This is a genomic window from Pararhizobium sp. DWP3-4, from assembly GCF_049898205.1.
GTDB lineage: Bacteria > Pseudomonadota > Alphaproteobacteria > Rhizobiales > Rhizobiaceae > Pararhizobium.
The window spans coordinates 57,347-73,703 of record NZ_JAFCXF010000013.1; the positions used below are offsets into that span (position 1 = coordinate 57,347).

The following is a 16,357-nucleotide window of genomic DNA, read 5'->3' on the forward strand; positions in this document are numbered from 1 at the left end:
TCGTCGTCTTTTCCGGCGGGCGGATCCCGGCCGGTGTCTTAAACTTGACATCGTTGCATTGCGGTGTTACTAGTAAGTAACATTCGAATAGTTACCGACCGGTCACACCTATGTCAAGAAGCCTCGTCAATAAAAATTCGAAATCCGTATCGTCTGCGAAACCGGCAGATGTAAGGCTGGAAAACGGTGACGCTGTGCAGGTGCGCCAGGCGCCGCGCGATCGTATTGTTTCAACGGCTTGTGAGCTGTTCCGGCAACACGGCATCCGCGGTATCGGCGTCGATGCGATCGCCGAAGCTGCCGAGACCAACAAGATGACGCTCTACCGTCATTTCGGCTCGAAAGACGACCTCATCTGCGAGACATTGCGGTTCACCTCGGAAAAAGCCGCCGCCTTCTGGGATCAGCTCGAAGCCTCCCATCCAAACGATCCGATGGCGCAGCTTCACAGCTGGGTGAAAGCCCGGGCACGGTGTCTAGCCGACGATAAATATGGCTGTGACCTCGCCAATGCGGCGGTTGAACTGAAGGAGCAGGGCCATCCCGCCCATGCGGTGATCGAAAACTTCAAGCTCGACCAACAACGCCGTCTTGAAAAGCTTTGTCGCGATGCCGGCGTGAGCGAGCCGGAGCTGCTCTCCGATACCCTGTCCATGCTGATGGAGGGCGCGCAGGTGAGCAAGCTGGCGACCGGCAGCGAAGGCCCGTCGATGCGCTTCTTGCGCGCCTGCGAGGCGGCGATCGCCTCTTTCCGCCAGCCGGCGAACGCTGCGTTGGCTCCGACGCCTGAAACGGCCTGTACGATCTTGCCCGCATAGGATGATGGCCGCTTACATCGAAGCTTTCGATGGAACAAATTGGCGTCGCGTCCATTTACTCGGTGATTGAAAAGCGTTGCCCTCTTGCTGCGCGTCAACGAGAAGGACGGCATGCCCCCTTTCCAAGACTATATTGTCGATCCGGACCCCACGGCCTGGTGGTCCGCCCACCGTGGCGCCTCACCCATTATCGGCACGGCCATTCACAACGGCCATCATATCCGTAGCGGACTGCAGGATTACCTTGGTCTCAGCGCCGATCAGCGGCTGCGGGAAGAGGATCCGTTCACCGAATTCTTCATCCGCGATCTGCCCAACCGCATCATCGTCCACCGCTCCCGCTTCGAGATCGATATCAACCGTGCCCGTGAAGGCGCCATCTATCTGTCGCCGGAACAGGCCTGGGGATTGCAGGTCTGGGCGCAGCCGCTGCCGGATGATGCAATCGCGGCTTCGCTTGGCGTGCACGACGCCTATTATGCCATGCTGGAAACCTATCTGCGCGGCATCGAGCAACAGTATGGGGCCTTCGTCCTTCTCGACATTCACAGCTACAATCACCGCCGCGACGGCGCCGATGGCCCCGAAACGCCGTTTGAAAAAGCGCCGCAGATCAACATCGGCACGTCGTCGATGGATCGCCAGCGCTGGGCACCGGTCCTCGATCCGTTGATCGAACAGTTACGCAGCTTTGAATTTCGTGGCCGGCGCATGGATGTTCGTGAAAACGTCGCCTTTCAGGGTAAAGGCGAGCAGACGCGGTTCGTCCACGAACGGTTTCCGGACACCGGCTGCGCCATCGCCATCGAGTTCAAGAAATTCTTCATGGACGAGTGGACCGGCGAGCCGGATATCGAGACGCTGAAGGCGATGCGGGACATGATCCGCCTGTCGCTTCCCGTTCTGCATGAGACCCTGAAGGTGCGGTCATGACCAACCCGGGCCATAAATATGGCGATGCCGGTGCCGGTTACCCAAAATGGCTGGGGGAAATCCTGGACAGCATCCGCATCGGCAAATCGGTGCGCAAGGATTTCGGCAATGGCGGCCGCCTTCATATCGACCGGCCCTTGCCCTTCCTGTCCGTCCATATCGGCAAGGGCAGGGACGATCTTGCGGCAAGAGATATTGCCGCTGCCAACGCGTCCTATCTGGTGGTCGACGACATCGAGGACGCCCTGCCGATCATAGAGGCGGTAGGAGCGGTTCTGAGCGAGCGTTTTGGCGCCTTCCTGCTCTTGGACATCGACGAACTCGATCATGACACGCTGATCACCGATGACGCGCCTTATCTGCCACCCTTCGAGATCCGGATTGCCTCGACAGATGACATGGGCGCTCAAAAAGCGGCGACGGCGTTGGCAGAGGGCGCCGACCTGCGACAGGTCAAGTTCCGGACCCCGCACGTCGATCGGGTTGACCTCAAGGCGGATTCCCAGGCCGCGACCCTCGCCGGGCAAACCGGCTTCCCGCTTGTCGCCTTCCGGTTCGCGCCGATCTACCGGCAGCCTGAATCGGGCAACATCTATCCCGACTTGCGCGAGCGGCTGGTCGCCAACATCTTCGACGCCGGCCTGAAGGCGTTCGCGGCCTTTGTCGGCGCGACGCAAAGCCTGAAGCTGACGACGCACCGGGCGCTCGGCCGCAAGGCTTTCGTCGATGCCGTCAGCCGCGCCGACCGCAGCATCGATGACGTTGCTTCAAGCTTCGATTTCCTGCTGGCGGTCACGCCGATCAATACCGATGCTGCCTGGCAGGGGTTCAAGGCGGGCAAGTTCAAGAAGGAACCGCAATTTCTTTACAGGCCATTGTCGGTGCAGGTGGAGGCCGAAAAACGGAAACTGTTTTCCGTCGCTTTCGACCGCTTCGAGGATCCGGTTCTCTACCATCTCTACCGGGAGAAGCAGCAGGAACTGGATCTGCAACTGTCGCTGATCTCAGCGCGCGAAACCCGACGCTTCGTCGAATATGGCCGTGCCCTCTATGGTCCGGTGGAGCCGTCGCTCTATCGGGCGGCGACCGAGATCCTGGCGAAAACGGCAGTGCTCGGTGGCGATGGCGATGATATCGAGAGCGATCCCCACACCGCCGATTGTCATGAGGTCGAAGCTGCGGCCCGTGCGATGATCGCAGAGTATCACCGCCAGTATCCGGGTTTTTCGGCCGAGGTCGAATTGCGGGACGACCTGCCGTCCGGCATGCTGGTTTCGGGCGAACGCCTGCTGATTTCCCGCCACACCCTGATGCCAAAGGCCCGCGTTCATGCGCTGTTGAGTCACGAGATCGGGGTCCATCTCCTGACCTATTTCAACGGTTCGGCGCAGGGGCTGCGGCTCTTCCGCTCTGGCCTTGCCGGGTACGAGGGCATGCAGGAAGGCCTTGCCGTGTTTTCCGAATACATGGCCGGCGGCATGACCGTCGGGCGGCTACGGCTGATCGCCGCCCGTGTGGTAGCCTGTTCGGCGATGCTGGAGGGACGTCCGTTCACCAGCACCTACGCCATGCTCGTCGATGAACATGGGTTCGGTCCGGTTGCCGCCTTCCACCTGGCCATGCGGCTCTATCGGGGCGGCGGGCTTGCCAAGGACGCGATCTATCTGCGCGGCCTGCTGGAATTGCTCAGCCACCTGAAGTCGGGCGGTGCGCTGGACCCATTCTGGATGGGCAAGATTTCCGCTTCGCATTTCCGGGTGATGCAGGAGTTGAGCCTGCGTGGCCTGCTCAAGGCGCCCGTCATCCGCCCGGCTTTTCTCACCCATCCGCAAGCACAGGTCCGCCTCGACAAGGCGCGGGCAGGACTGAACCCCCTGGATATGATCATCAGTTAGGAGCCACCATGCGCGTCGCATTCTTCGTCAACTCGATCGAGAGTGAGGAACCTTTTTTCAGCACCACCGCATTGGCAATGGCGGCACTCGCCCGTGGCCATGACGTCTGCTATATCGCGCCGGGCGATTTTGTCCTGCGCCCGGATGATAGCCTGATGGTGCGGGCGACGACGGTCGCCGCCGGAAAATACAAGAACGCCCAGGCTTTCCACGATCATTTCCAGGGCAAGGACGCCAAGGTCCAGACGATCGATGTGCGCGAGGTCGATGTCATCTTCCTGCGCAACGATCCGTCGCTCGATTCCGACGACCGGCCGTGGGCTGCCCATATCGGGGCGATGTTCGGGCGGCTGGCGAGCGAAAGGGGATCGATCGTCGTCAACGACCCCGCCGGTCTGGCGCTGGCTCAGAACAAGCTCTATTTTCAGGGTTTCCCCGAGGCGGTGCGCCCGGAAACGCTGATCTCTAAGAGTATCGAAGAAATCCGCGCCTTTATCGCCAATCATCGCAAAGGCGTTATCCTGAAGCCGCTTCAAGGGTCCGGTGGCAAGAACGTCTTCAAGATCGCCACGCCCGACGATGCCAATCTCAACCAGATCTTCGAAGCCGTCAGCGGCGAGGGTTACCTCATCGCTCAAGGCTATCTGCCGGAAGCCAAGGCGGGCGATATCCGGTTCTTCATGATGAACGGCAAGCCGCTCGAACGCGATGGTGCCTATGCAGCCTTCCGCCGGGTTCCGGCCAAGGGCGAGGTCCGGTCCAACATGCACGCGGCCGGAACGGCCGAGGCCGTTAAGATCACCGACGAGATCCTCGCCGTTGCCGAGATGGTTCGCCCGAAGCTGATCGAAGACGGCATGTTCCTCGTCGGGCTCGACATCGTCGGTGACAAGATCCTCGAAATCAACGTGTTCACGCCGGGCGGGCTTCCGGAGATCGCCGCCATGCATAAGGTCAATTTTTCCGACGACATCATCGAAGCGCTGGAGACAAAGGCGGCCATCCGCAAGGCCTATGGCGGTGCCATGTCGAACCGGGCATTGGCGACGCTGTAGAGCGCTTCATCTTTAAACGGAAGCGATTCTGTTGGCTCAAACGGCCGCTCCACACGAAGGGTGGCGCAGAGCGATGCCGATCCATCGGTCAAGCCATCCGACACAGTGGACGGCCGTTTTCAGCCAACCCGAAGGGCCGGATGAATTTCGGCCATTACCGGCGGCGGCCGTCTCGACCGCAGCTTATGCTGCGCTCTTCGCCAACCGCCTTGGTCCTGGCCGAAATTCCTTCCGGCAGAATGCTTCCGTTTAAAGATGAAGCGCTCTCGGCTGTTTTCGAGGCCCATTTGTGCTATCGCGGGCGCCTCAACGATTGGAAGCGCCCGTGATACCCTGGACCCTGATTGATACCGCGATGATGCCCGATGGCGGCGGCGAGCTGCGGCTGAAGCAACGCGGCAGCGAATTTTCCATCATGCTCGGTACGATCGAACTGATGAACAACCGGTTGAGCGGTTCGGAAGAGGCACTTGCCCGCCTGTCGTATGAGCGGGTCCGCAGTCATCCACGTCCGCATATGCTGATCGGCGGGCTTGGAATGGGGTTTACGCTGAGAGCGGCACTGGCTGAACTCCCCTTGGACGCCCGAATAACGGTCGGAGAGCTTGTGCCTGCCGTTGTTGCCTGGGCACGCGGACCGATGGCGGAGGTGTTTGCCGGTTGTCTTGATGACGCACGGGTATCGATCCGCGAAGGCGATGTCGGTCGTCTTATCCAATCTGCGGCCGGCGAATACGACGCAATCCTGCTTGATGTCGACAACGGTCCGGAGGGGCTGACCCGCAGTGCAAACGATGATCTGTACAGCGTCGGCGGTCTGCGCGCAGCGCGCACGGCACTGAAGCCAAACGGCGTTCTATCCGTCTGGTCATCAGCCCCGGATGCAGCCTTTACCCGCAGGCTGAAACAAGCCGGCTTTGCTGTCGAAGAACTGTCGGTGCGCGCCAGCACCAAGGGCCGCGGTGCCCGGCATGTGATCTGGATGGCGACGAAGACCGGCCGCTGACCTTGTCCAGCCGTTAAAGGCCTTCGCGCTCCAGCAAGATGCGTACCTCGTCGAAGCGGCGTTTGTTTTCCTCATTCTTCTCTTCAGCGGAATAGCAGGTGCTGGCGAGACAAAACCGCTTCAGTCCGAACGGTGCCTTGGCGTTGTCAGACTGGCATTCGATCGTATCGACCATGTCTTTTTTCTCGACGCCGTCGCGCGTCGAATAGGTCATACGCGCGCCCGGTGGTTTCAGTTCCGGGAAGGACTGGACAACGCCCGTATGCAGGGTGTCGGTCATCAGCAGGTTCTTTGCCACCTTCACACAGAGATCTTCAACCTTCATCGACTGAGCTGCAGCCGGCGAGGCGAGCAGCACCAGGGCAAACACGAATTTTTTCATGACACACTCCTATATCGCCGGCCCCCAAAGCCGATACGCTCGACTTAACGGCGATGGTCGCTTTTGGTTCCACAGAAGATGGTGCAAAACGCCTTCATGGGTTGTGATAACCATCGCCCGTACGCCGATTTAGCGTAGCAGAATGCGAATCGTTTTTAACCGCGTCCATTTCGCAATCTTGGGAGCGTGTAATTGCGTTGCAAAACCCGTCCGGTTCAGCCATCGCCGGGATGCACACGATAGAATCCGCCAGGGGCTTACCGGGCGGAACCAAGCGCTCTCGTCGCAGTTTTCTATCTGGCCACGTTGCAAGGAGAGAAGCAGATGACGGATATCAGTGAAGACGACATCAAACTGCGGGCTTACGCTCTGTGGGAAGCCGATGGCCGCCCTGAGGGCAGTCATGACATGCATTGGTTGCAGGCATTGAGGGAATTGACCGAGGAGGCCGATGCGGCGGCGCAAGACATCCAAGCGCCGGTCAAGACCTCCAAACTTTCCGTCGTAAAGAACGAAACCCCAATCATACCCATCGCGCGTAAACGCGGCAAGACTGCCTGAGTTTCGACAGTCCGTGGGGTGCCGTGGGATCGACACTCCACGTCTCGGCGCCAGGGTCTCGCGGCACCACCCTTCCGGCGCGCGAGAGGCAATGGAAAGTTCAGCCGTTCCAGCCGATTGTTTTTGCGATGCAAAATTTTTCGCACCGCGCTGCGCTTTTCTGCGGACAGCGGCGTCACTTTACAACATCATGGGGTTCGCCGACGTGCTCGTGAATGTGCGTTGCAGTGCCAACCGGTGGTAAAAGGAACGTGACCCGCGTGAAGATACTTTCGGTGACGTCGGAAATTTTCCCATTGATCAAGACCGGCGGGCTTGCGGATGTGACAGGCTCGCTGCCAAAGGCCCTTGAGGGCTACAATTGCTATACGCGCACGCTGGTTCCTGGTTACCCGCAGCTGTTTGCAAAACTTCCCGATGCCAGGCAGGTCTATTTCTTCCCCGACTTGTTCGGTGCCCCGGCCTCGCTTCTGGAAGCCCGGTACGAGAAACTTGATCTGCTGATCCTCGATGCGCCGGCCCTCTACAATCGTCCCGGCGGTCCCTATCTCGACGAGACTGGCCGCGATCATCCGGACAATTGGAAACGCTTTGCAGTCTTGTCCTATGTGGCATCGGCCATCGCAGGCGGATTGCTTGCGGACTGGTCTCCAGATGTCGTGCACACCCACGACTGGCAGACTGCATTGACCTCCGTCTACATGCAGTATTCGAGCAATGCCAAGAAGGTTCCGAGCGTCCTGACCATCCACAACCTGGCATTCCAGGGGCAGTTTCCAACCTCCGTCGTCAGCCAGATCGGTCTGCCGCCGGAAGCCGTGTCGCTCGATTGCCTCGAATATTACGGCGATGTCAGCTATCTGAAGGGCGGTATCCGCACTGCCAGCGCCATCACGACCGTCAGCCCCACCTACGCGCGCGAAGTCATCGGGCCGGAGCTCGGCATGGGCATGGCCGGTGCGCTGAGTTCCCGTCCACGGACATTGACGGGAATCGTCAACGGCATCGACATGGAGATCTGGAACCCGGCCACGGACGCCTACCTGCCGGTCAACTACGATCACAAGCGGATCAGGCTGCGCGGTCAGAACCGTGCCAAACTGCTGGAGACCTTTCGGCTCGACGACGGCCCCGGGCCGGTCTTTGCCGCCGTGACGCGGCTGACCTGGCAAAAGGGCGGCGATATGCTGGCCGAGGTGGCGGAGGAAGTTGCCGCCCTCGGCGGCCGGCTGATCGTGCTCGGCAAGGGCGAGGAGCATATCGAGACGGCACTTCTGGCCATCGCCGGCCGCCATCCCGACCGCATCGGCGTGCGCATCGGCTATGACGAGGCCACCGCCCATCTCATCCATGGCGGCTGCGACGTCATCATCCAGCCGTCGCGCTTCGAGCCCTGTGGTCTCACCCAGCTTTATGCCTTGCGGTATGGTGCCGTTCCGGTTGTGTCGCGCACGGGCGGTCTGTCGGAAACGATCATCGATGCCAACGACGCGGCGATTTCCGCCCGGGTGGCGACCGGCTTCCAGTTTCATCCGCCAACGGCCGAGAACCTGCGGCTGTCCATCCATCGCGCTTTTGCCGCCTATCGCGAGCCAAAAAAATGGGCGCGTCTGCAGAACCAGGGCATGAAGGCCAACTTCTCCTGGGAGCGGAGCGCCGAACAGTATGCGGCGCTCTACACCCAGCTCATTCCCGGCCGCAGGGCGCGGCCTGCCCAGAGGGCAAAGGCTGCGGAATAAAGCGCCCGTTGGGCGCGCTGGTTAGCCGTTATGCCGTGTCACACGGGATGAAGCAGTGTCAGGCTGCGAGCTGGAAGCTCCAAGACGGTTTGGGCGTCTTTCGCGGTCTCAGTTTCCGAAACGTCCGCTGTGGAGAGTGCGAAAGCCCACGTCCCGGACGGTGACCCCGGCAGCGTGAAGGGCACAGGCCCATCATGCGGATTGAAGAGGATCAAGGTCTCGGACCAGACGCCTTCGACATGCTTGAGGTCTGCACGGGAAAGAAGAACACCGAGCGTCGTGCCGCCCTGGTCCTGCCACTGCTTTTGCGTCTGCTCGCCGCCGCCGGGATTGAGCCAGGTCACGGTCATGCCGTCACGCCAGCTTTCCCGGCGAAGCAGGGGTTGGGCGGCACGTAGCGCCGTCAGTTTCCGGACGAAATTGCGCAATTCTTCAGCGCTGTCCGGCAGATTGTCCCAGTGCACCCAACTGATCTCGTTGTCCTGGCAATAGCCGTTATTGTTGCCCATCTGGCTACGGCCGAATTCATCGCCGGCAAGCAGCATCGGCGTACCGTGGGATAACAGCAGCGTGGCCAGCAGATTGCGCTTCTGCTGGTCGCGCATGGCGTTGATCGCGTCGTCGCCGGTCGGCCCCTCCGCACCGTAATTGTCGCTGCGATTGTGGCTGTGTCCGTCCTTGTTGTCTTCGCCGTTCGCCTCGTTGTGCTTTTCGTTGTAGGAAACCAGGTCATTGAGGGTGAAGCCGTCATGGGCCGAGATGAAATTGACGCTCGCCCAGGGCCGCCGTCCGCGCTGGTCGTAGATATCGCCGGAGCCGAGCAGGCGCGCGGCGAAATCGGGCGCCGTGCCGTCGGTATCCTTCCAGTAGTCACGCACCGTGTCCCGGTACTTGTCGTTCCATTCGGCCCAGCCCGGCGGAAAGCCGCCGACCTGATAGCCGCCCGGACCGATGTCCCACGGTTCGCCGACCAGCTTGACCTTGGAGAGCACCGGATCCTGCGACACTGCGTCGAAAAAGCCGCCGCGCTGGTCGAAACCGTCCGGCTCCCGGCCAAGGATGGTGCCAAGATCGAAGCGGAAGCCGTCGATATGCATGTCTTCAACCCAATACCGCAGCGAGTCCGTCACCATCTGCACCACGCGCGGATGCGAGGTGTTGACCGTATTGCCGGTTCCGGTGTCGTTGATGTAATAGCGGTGATCGTCGGGCAGCGTCCGGTAGTAGGAGTAATTGTCGATGCCCTTGAGCGACAGGGTCGGCCCGAGCTCGTTGCCTTCTGCAGTGTGGTTATAGACCACGTCGAGGATGACCTCGATACCGCCGTCGTGCAGGGCCCGCACCATATCGCGGAAGCCGTCCATGCCACGCGGGCCGTAGTAGCGGTTCGCCGGCGCAAAAAAACCGAGGCTGTTATAGCCCCAGAAATTGCGCAGCCCCTTTTCCGTCAGATGGCTATCATCCGGGAAGAAGTGGATCGGCAGCAGTTCGACCGAGCTAATGCCGATGCTCTTCAGATAGTCGACGATCGCCTTGTGACCAAGCCCCTCGAACGTGCCGCGCAGGTTTTCGGGAATGGCCGGGTGCAGCTGGGTGAAGCCCTTCACATGGGTTTCGTAGAAAATCGTCTTCGACCAGGGAATGTCGGGGCGGCGATCGGCCTTCCAGTCGTAGGATTTCGGATCGATGATCCGGCATTTCGGCATGCCAGCGGCGCTGTCGGTGTCACTGAAGGACAGGTCCTTGTCCTCCGCTTCGACATCATAGCCGAAATGCGCCTTCGACCAGGCGATATCGCCGACCAATTCGCGGGCATACGGGTCGATCAGCAGCTTGTTGGCATTGAAGCGATGGCCGTTTGCCGGATCATAGGGGCCGTGGACGCGGTAACCGTACAGCGTGCCGGGCTTCAGGCCGGGGACGTAGCCGTGCCAGACTTCATTTGTGTATTCCGGCAACTCGATCCGCGCCGTCTCGATCGACCCGCTGTCATCGAACAGGCAGAGTTCGACGCGCTCCGCATGCGCCGAAAACAACGCGAAATTCACGCCGTCCTTGTCCGGCATGGCGCCAAGCTGCTGCCATCGGCCCGGTTCCGTCCTGTACTGGCTCACCTTGGTATCCATTAAAAAACCTCTTTCGCAAATTTGCTCACGATAATTGTGCAACGCATCATTTTGTTCCATCCGAAGGCGTCAAAAGGCGGATAATTGATGCATCTTGAGCCATGACAGCGCGATCCTCCTGCCGGATGATGGTTGCCGCGCCATACTAAAGGAAAGAATGTTTGAGGCCTCTCTGAAAAATGGCGAAAATCTGCCGGTGCCCGATTGATGTGCGGATAAAACGCGCTATCTAGCCCCTGCTGACGATTGATTTCGCGGCTCGGGGCTCCTCTTTTCATTTCAGGTTTTCATGCAAGCGCCTGCATCCGACACGCGATACCCGTTCCTCGCCGAGGGTGGCGAACTCGCACAGCTGATCCGCCAGTTCGACTGGGCAAAGACGTCGATCGGGCCGCTGTCGAGCTGGCCGGAAAATCTGAAATCCATTGTTGCCATCATCCTGCGGGCCAAGGTGCCGATGATCCTGCTGTGGGGCGAGGATGGCGTGATGATCTATAATGAGGGCTATGCCGCCTTTGCCGGCCAGCGCCATCCGGTTTCGCTGGGCTCGAATGTGCGGGAATATTGGCCCGAAGTGGCGGAATTCAATGCCAATGTGCTCAAGGTCGTGCGCGGTGGCGGGACGCTCGCCTATCGGGACCAGCATTTGGTCATCGAGCGGAACGGTTCGCCGGAGGACGTCTGGCTCAATCTCGACTACAGCCCGGTGCCGGACGGAAACGGTGTGCCGGCTGGCGTGCTGGCGATCATCAAGGATACGACCCAACGCGTCCGAACGGAACAGCGGCTGCGCATTGCACAGGAGGCGGGCGGTGTCGGCACGTTCGAATGGTATCCGCACACCGGCATGCTGGATGTCTCGGACGAGTATCGCCGGATCTGGGGACTTGCCCCCGACGTCGTGGTCACCGACAAGCTTCTGGTCGGCCTTCTGCATCCGGACGACCGTGCCAATAGCGGCCCGGCAAAACTGAGCCAGAGCAATCCGCTCGACTATGTCGAGTATCGCCGGGTCGATCCGAAAACCGGCGAGGTCCGCTGGATCGCCCGGCGTGGCGAGGTCGTGTCCAGCCCGGAAAGTGGGCAGAGGCGGTTCATCGGCATCGCTTTCGATATCACCGACCGCAAGTGCGCTGAGGCTGCCGTGCGTGAAAGCGAGGCGCGCTGGCGCGGATTGTTCGAGCAGATGCAGGAAGGCTTCTTTGTCGGCGAGGTGATGCGCGACCACCAGGGCCTGATCTACGATTTCCGGTTTGTCGAGGTCAATCCGGCCTTCGAAAGGCATTCCGGGGTGCCGGTCGACAGTGCCCTGGGGCGCAGCGTCCGCGACGTCATTCCGGCGATTGCGGATGACATATTCGAAGCCTATGCCGAGGTCGTCAATACCGGCATGGCCAAGGTTTTCGAAGTTCAGGTAGCAGCCCTGGACGGCCGCTGGTTCGAGGTTCGGGCACGCAAGGCGGGGCCGGACAGATTTGCTGCTCTCTTCGTCGATATTTCCAGCCGCAAGCTTGCCGAAAGGGTGGTCGCCGAGAGCGAAGCGCGGTTCCGCAATTTGGCCCAGTCGATGCCCAATCACGTTTGGACCGCCGAGCCGAATGGCCAGCTGGACTGGTTCAACGACCGCGTTTACCGCTACAGTGGCGCGCCCGCCGGCACGCTGGATGGGGATGGGTGGGGAGCCATCGTTCATCCGGACGATATCAAGGACGCCGCCGAAGCCTGGGCGGCGGCACGTCATATTGGTCAGCAGTACGAAGCCGAATTCCGGCTGCGCCGCCATGACGGTGCCTATCGCTGGCATATCGCCCGTGCCGTGGCGCTGCGGGACCGCTCCGGCAGGATCGAAAAATGGATCGGCACAAATACCGATATCCAGGAGCAGAAGGTTGCCGAAGCCGCGCTGGCGGAACTGGCTGCGACGCTCGAACAGCGGGTCGAAGCCCGGACATCAGAGCTGATCCAGACGCAGGATGCCTTGCGCCAGAGCCAGAGGATGGAGTCGATCGGCAATCTGACCGGTGGCGTCGCACACGACTTCAACAATCTCCTGCAGGTGATCAGCGGCAATCTGCAGCTGCTGGTCAGCGAAGTGCCGGGCAACGAGCGGGCCGAACAGCGCATCCACAATGCCATGGCCGGCGTCGCCCGCGGGTCGAAACTCGCCTCGCAATTGCTGGCATTCGGCCGCCGCCAGCCGCTTGCCCCGAAGGTTGTCAATATCGGCCGTCTGGTGCGCAATCTCGATGACATTCTGCGCCGATCGCTTGGCGAAGCGATCGAGGTCGAAACGATCATCGCTGGTGGCCTATGGAACACCCATATCGATCCGGGCAATGTCGAAAACGCCATCCTCAATCTCGCCATCAACGCGCGCGATGCGATGAATGGTAGCGGCAAACTGACGATCGAGGCGGGTAACGCCTATCTCGATGCCAAATATACCGAGGCCTACGACGATGTTCCGCCTGGGCAATACGTGCTGCTCGCGGTTACCGATATGGGCACCGGGATGTCGCCGGAAACGCTCGAAAAGGTCTTCGAGCCGTTCTTCACCACCAAACCCGAGGGCCGGGGCACCGGGCTCGGCCTGTCTATGGTCTATGGTTTCGTCAAGCAATCCGGCGGCCATATCAAGATCTACAGCGAACTTGGCCATGGCACGACGATCAAAATCTACCTACCGCGCTCGACGCAATCGGAAGACCTGATTGTCGAGCGCGAAGCCGGCCCCATTACAGGGGGCAGCGAAACGATCCTCGTGGCAGAAGACGACGAAGCGGTGCGTGAAACCGTCGTCGCCATCCTTACCGATCTGGGTTATCGGGTCTTGAAAGCCAAGGATGCGCAAAGCGCCCTGACGGTTATCGAAAGCGGCGTCTCGATCGACCTTCTGTTCACTGACGTCGTCATGCCTGGAACGTTGAAAAGCCCGGAGCTGGCCCGCAAGGCCCGGGAGCGGCTGCCGCAACTGAGCGTCCTGTTCACCTCCGGTTACACGGAAAACTCGATTGTCCATTCCGGACGGCTGGACGAAGGCGTCGAACTGTTGAGCAAGCCTTATACACGCGAGGCGCTTGCCCGCCGTATCCGTCATGTCCTGGCAAAGGCACCGGCGGCGCCATCGGCCCCTGAACCGCCGGTGGCGCAGGCCGAGTACACCCCGCAACCCGGCGAAAAACAGACGATCCTGGTCTGCGAGGACGATTGGCTGATCCGCGCGAGTACGGTCGACATGCTGGAAGACCAGGGCTACACCGTGTTCGAGGCGGCCGACGCCAAGACGGCGCTTGGAGTTCTGTCCGAACGGCCAATCGATGTGCTCGTCACGGATGTTGGGCTTCCCGACATGTCGGGGGTGATGCTGGCGGAGCGCGCCAAGGCTCTGGTCGCCGGGCTGCCGGTGATCTTTGCCACCGGCCACAGCGATGTCGAGGGCGTGACGCCCGGACCGAACGTGCAACTGGTCGTCAAACCCTTTTCCGGTGAGACGCTGGCTGCAGCCATAGCTTACGTTACGAAAGGTTAGCCTCCGCAGAAGCTCATGCCCGAAATCGGCCGTACGGCGTAAAACCATATGCGTTGTATTTGCGTCGCGCGGATGCAGGTGACAAAGGCCCCGGTGAATGCTCTAACACTCTAAAATGTACGTAAGTGCATGTGGGGTGGAATGAGTTGAGGGGTTCCGCACGTGAAAAAGTCTCGTGACATCCGGCTGTTGGTTTTGCAGTTTTGGTTCGTTGTGGCCTTGGCGTTTGGCGCAGCCACATCGTCTATCCAGCCCGTCCTTGCACAGGCTGCAAGCCCGCCGGCTTCGGCGGACAAGGTGGATCAGCTGATCAAGCTGCTGGATGATCCAGAAATCCGCGCCCTGCTCAACAAGCAGATGGCCGCACCGGTTGTCGAGCCCGATACGGACATGTCCGCCACAGCGTTCAACGCCTGGGGGGACCAGGTCCGGGATCATCTGCGGCGCATCGGAGAGGCCATTCCACTGGTTCCCTCCGAGTTCATGCGCGCAGGCAAAACCATCGCATCCGATATCAACGGCCACGGTCCCTTCGGCGTGTTCCTGCTGTTTCTGACACTGGTGCTGATCGGCTTTGGTGCTGAATGGCTGTTCCACCGTATCGCGCGTCACAACCGCGCGCATGCGAGTTTGGCTCATGCAAACGGCGTGCGTGAAAAACCCTTGTACGCGGCCGGCCGTCACCTCTTTGCCTTGCTGGCCCCTCTGGTCGCCTTCAGTCTCGCCAGCCTTGGCCTGTTCATGGCGATGACATGGCCACCGCTGCTCGACGCGATGATGCTGCCGTTGCTTTTGGGTGTTATTGCCTGCCGTTTCGTCATCCGTATCGCCAGGTTGCTGCTGCTCGGACCGGACACGGCAAATGGCGTTGAAGGCGGGGCCGGTCTGGCATCGACCGATCATGCGTCGGGAGCCTTCTGGTACAAACGCATCTTCCGGTTCGCCTGCATCCTGTTCGCCGGCTGGGCGCTGGCCGGCGTCATGGCGGCGCTGAACATCATGCCGGCGGTGCGGGGCGTGGTGGTTTATGCGCTCGGCCTCGGATTGCTGCTTGTCGCCATCGAAACCGTCTGGAACCGGCCGGCGGCGATCGCACGGCCGCATGGCCGCGGGGCGATGGAATGGGCGCTGACATTCTATCTCTGCCTGCTATGGGCGCTGTGGGTCGCCGGTCTGGTCGTCGTTCTTTGGCTGGGTATCTACGCACTCGTTCTGCCGGGGCTTTTGAAAGCGACCACTGCGATGGCCAGAAACGCATTCGCAGGCCAGCCAGACATGCCCGGTAGCGGCAATCCTATCATCGAGGTGCTGGTGGAACGCGGCGCCCGGGCGGTTATCATAACGCTCGCCGTGCTCTGGCTCGGCGTCATCGTCAGCAAGCGATCCTCGATGTTTACCGGTGAGGCGATGACCGATCGTCTGATCCAGGGTGTTCTGGCGGGCGCGGTCATTCTGCTTGTCGCCGACATTCTCTGGCAGATCGTCAAGGCAGTGATCAACCGCACGCTGGAACAAGCGCGGGCTTCCGCTACGGGCGATACGGCACATGCGGCGCGAAACGGACGGCTGCTCACACTGTTGCCGCTGCTGCGGACCGTGCTTGCAGTCGTTATTGCGGTGATCGCGGTGTTGATGGTGCTCTCTGGGCTTGGGGTTCAGGTCGCTCCGCTGATCGCTGGTGCAGGGATCTTTGGCGTGGCGATCGGCTTTGGATCTCAGACCCTCGTCAAGGATGTGATCAGCGGCGTCTTCTACATGATGGACGATGCCTTCCGGGTCGGGGAATATATCCAGAGCGGCAGCTACAAGGGAACCGTGGAATCCTTCAGCATCCGATCGGTTCGGCTGCGCCACCACCGTGGCCCCGTCTTCACCGTGCCCTTCGGAACGCTGGGTGCGGTCCAGAACATGAGCCGTGACTGGGTGATCGACAAGTTCACGATCTCGGTCGGGTACGACACCGACATCAACAAGGTCCGCAAGATGGTCAAGGGCGTCGGAGCGGCGCTGCTTGAGGATGAGGAATACGGGTCGATGATACTGGAGACCCTAAAGATGAAGGGTGTCGAGCAGTTTGGTGATTACGGTATCAACCTGAGTTTTGCGATGATGACCAAGCCCGGATACCAGACGACGATCCGCCGGAAGGCCTATATGATGATTCGCGAAGCGTTCACCGCCAACGGCGTCGTCTTCGCCTCGCCGACAGTTCAGGTCGCAAGCAACGATCCATCGGCGGCTGCAGCTGCTGCTGCGACCGTGAAGGCGGCAATGGAGCAGAAAAAACTGGCAGAGAGCGGCGAGGGCGCCTGA

At 60.7% G+C, this 16,357-nt stretch carries 12 protein-coding genes; 9 read left to right on the forward strand and 3 right to left on the reverse strand.

Annotated features, from left to right (window positions below; genetic code table 11):
• Positions 1-110 precede the first annotated feature (110 nt).
• The 5 genes from ACP7E6_RS25260 to ACP7E6_RS25280 all read left to right on the forward strand — a co-directional run bounded on the left by ACP7E6_RS25260 (position 111) and on the right by ACP7E6_RS25280 (position 5,707).
• On the forward strand, positions 111-818 hold the full coding sequence (locus ACP7E6_RS25260; RefSeq protein WP_426232439.1) for a TetR/AcrR family transcriptional regulator: 708 nt from the start codon (positions 111-113) through the stop codon (positions 816-818).
• Between the two features lie 111 nt (positions 819-929).
• Positions 930-1,751, forward strand: coding sequence for an N-formylglutamate amidohydrolase (locus ACP7E6_RS25265; RefSeq protein WP_426232440.1), 822 nt, complete (start codon positions 930-932; stop codon positions 1,749-1,751).
• Positions 1,748-3,646 (forward strand): flavohemoglobin expression-modulating QEGLA motif protein, encoded by a 1,899-nt coding sequence (locus ACP7E6_RS25270; RefSeq protein WP_426232441.1) that lies wholly within the window; start codon positions 1,748-1,750, stop codon positions 3,644-3,646. The genes ACP7E6_RS25265 and ACP7E6_RS25270 overlap by 4 nt, the downstream gene beginning before the upstream one ends.
• Positions 3,647-3,654: 8 nt before the next feature.
• A complete protein-coding gene (locus ACP7E6_RS25275) occupies positions 3,655-4,701 on the forward strand; it encodes a glutathione synthetase (protein ID WP_426232442.1) in 1,047 nt (348 codons plus the stop codon).
• 325 nt (positions 4,702-5,026) lie between these two features.
• Complete coding sequence (locus tag ACP7E6_RS25280; protein WP_426232443.1) at positions 5,027-5,707, forward strand: spermidine synthase; 681 nt, start codon at positions 5,027-5,029, stop codon at positions 5,705-5,707.
• A 13-nt stretch (positions 5,708-5,720) separates the two neighbouring features.
• Here ACP7E6_RS25280 and ACP7E6_RS25285 read toward each other — a convergent pair whose 3' ends face one another.
• Positions 5,721-6,089: a hypothetical protein gene (locus ACP7E6_RS25285; protein WP_426232444.1), complete on the reverse strand. Its 369-nt coding sequence runs from the start codon at positions 6,087-6,089 to the stop codon at positions 5,721-5,723.
• Positions 6,090-6,413: 324 nt separating this feature from the next.
• On the opposite strand from ACP7E6_RS25285, the gene ACP7E6_RS25290 reads away from it, so the two are divergent.
• Complete coding sequence (locus tag ACP7E6_RS25290; protein ID WP_426232445.1) at positions 6,414-6,650, forward strand: DUF2934 domain-containing protein; 237 nt, start codon at positions 6,414-6,416, stop codon at positions 6,648-6,650.
• A 260-nt stretch (positions 6,651-6,910) separates the two neighbouring features.
• Positions 6,911-8,389 carry a glycogen synthase GlgA gene (glgA, locus tag ACP7E6_RS25295; protein WP_426232446.1) on the forward strand — a complete coding sequence of 493 codons (1,479 nt, stop codon included), beginning with the start codon at positions 6,911-6,913 and terminating at the stop codon, positions 8,387-8,389.
• 38 nt (positions 8,390-8,427) lie between these two features.
• Here glgA and glgX read toward each other — a convergent pair whose 3' ends face one another.
• Entirely contained in the window at positions 8,428-10,515 is a 2,088-nt protein-coding gene (glgX, locus tag ACP7E6_RS25300; RefSeq protein ID WP_426232447.1) for a glycogen debranching protein GlgX, read from the reverse strand.
• The gene (locus ACP7E6_RS25305) at positions 10,515-10,793 is read right to left on the reverse strand and encodes a hypothetical protein (RefSeq protein ID WP_426232448.1); all 279 of its coding nucleotides are present in this window, start codon (positions 10,791-10,793) and stop codon (positions 10,515-10,517) included. Before ACP7E6_RS25305 ends, glgX begins: the two co-directional genes overlap by 1 nt.
• Positions 10,794-10,804: 11 nt before the next feature.
• On the opposite strand from ACP7E6_RS25305, the gene ACP7E6_RS25310 reads away from it, so the two are divergent.
• Together ACP7E6_RS25310 and ACP7E6_RS25315 are read left to right on the forward strand one after the other, a co-directional pair.
• Positions 10,805-14,044, forward strand: coding sequence for a PAS domain S-box protein (locus ACP7E6_RS25310; RefSeq protein ID WP_426232449.1), 3,240 nt, complete (start codon positions 10,805-10,807; stop codon positions 14,042-14,044).
• Between the two features lie 162 nt (positions 14,045-14,206).
• Entirely contained in the window at positions 14,207-16,357 is a 2,151-nt protein-coding gene (locus ACP7E6_RS25315; protein ID WP_426232450.1) for a mechanosensitive ion channel family protein, read from the forward strand.

Bases quoted from the DNA above. Each gene is read 5' to 3' on its own strand.
- ACP7E6_RS25260 (WP_426232439.1), top strand. From the start codon at position 111: ATGTCAAGAAGCCTCGTCAATAAAAATTCGAAATCCGTATCGTCTGCG.
- ACP7E6_RS25265 (WP_426232440.1), top strand. From the start codon at position 930: ATGCCCCCTTTCCAAGACTATATTGTCGATCCGGACCCCACGGCCTGG.
- ACP7E6_RS25270 (WP_426232441.1), top strand. From the start codon at position 1,748: ATGACCAACCCGGGCCATAAATATGGCGATGCCGGTGCCGGTTACCCA.
- ACP7E6_RS25275 (WP_426232442.1), top strand. From the start codon at position 3,655: ATGCGCGTCGCATTCTTCGTCAACTCGATCGAGAGTGAGGAACCTTTT.
- ACP7E6_RS25285 (WP_426232444.1), bottom strand. From the start codon at position 6,089: ATGAAAAAATTCGTGTTTGCCCTGGTGCTGCTCGCCTCGCCGGCTGCA.
- ACP7E6_RS25290 (WP_426232445.1), top strand. From the start codon at position 6,414: ATGACGGATATCAGTGAAGACGACATCAAACTGCGGGCTTACGCTCTG.
- glgX (WP_426232447.1), bottom strand. From the start codon at position 10,515: ATGGATACCAAGGTGAGCCAGTACAGGACGGAACCGGGCCGATGGCAG.
- ACP7E6_RS25305 (WP_426232448.1), bottom strand. From the start codon at position 10,793: ATGAAAAGAGGAGCCCCGAGCCGCGAAATCAATCGTCAGCAGGGGCTA.
- ACP7E6_RS25310 (WP_426232449.1), top strand. From the start codon at position 10,805: ATGCAAGCGCCTGCATCCGACACGCGATACCCGTTCCTCGCCGAGGGT.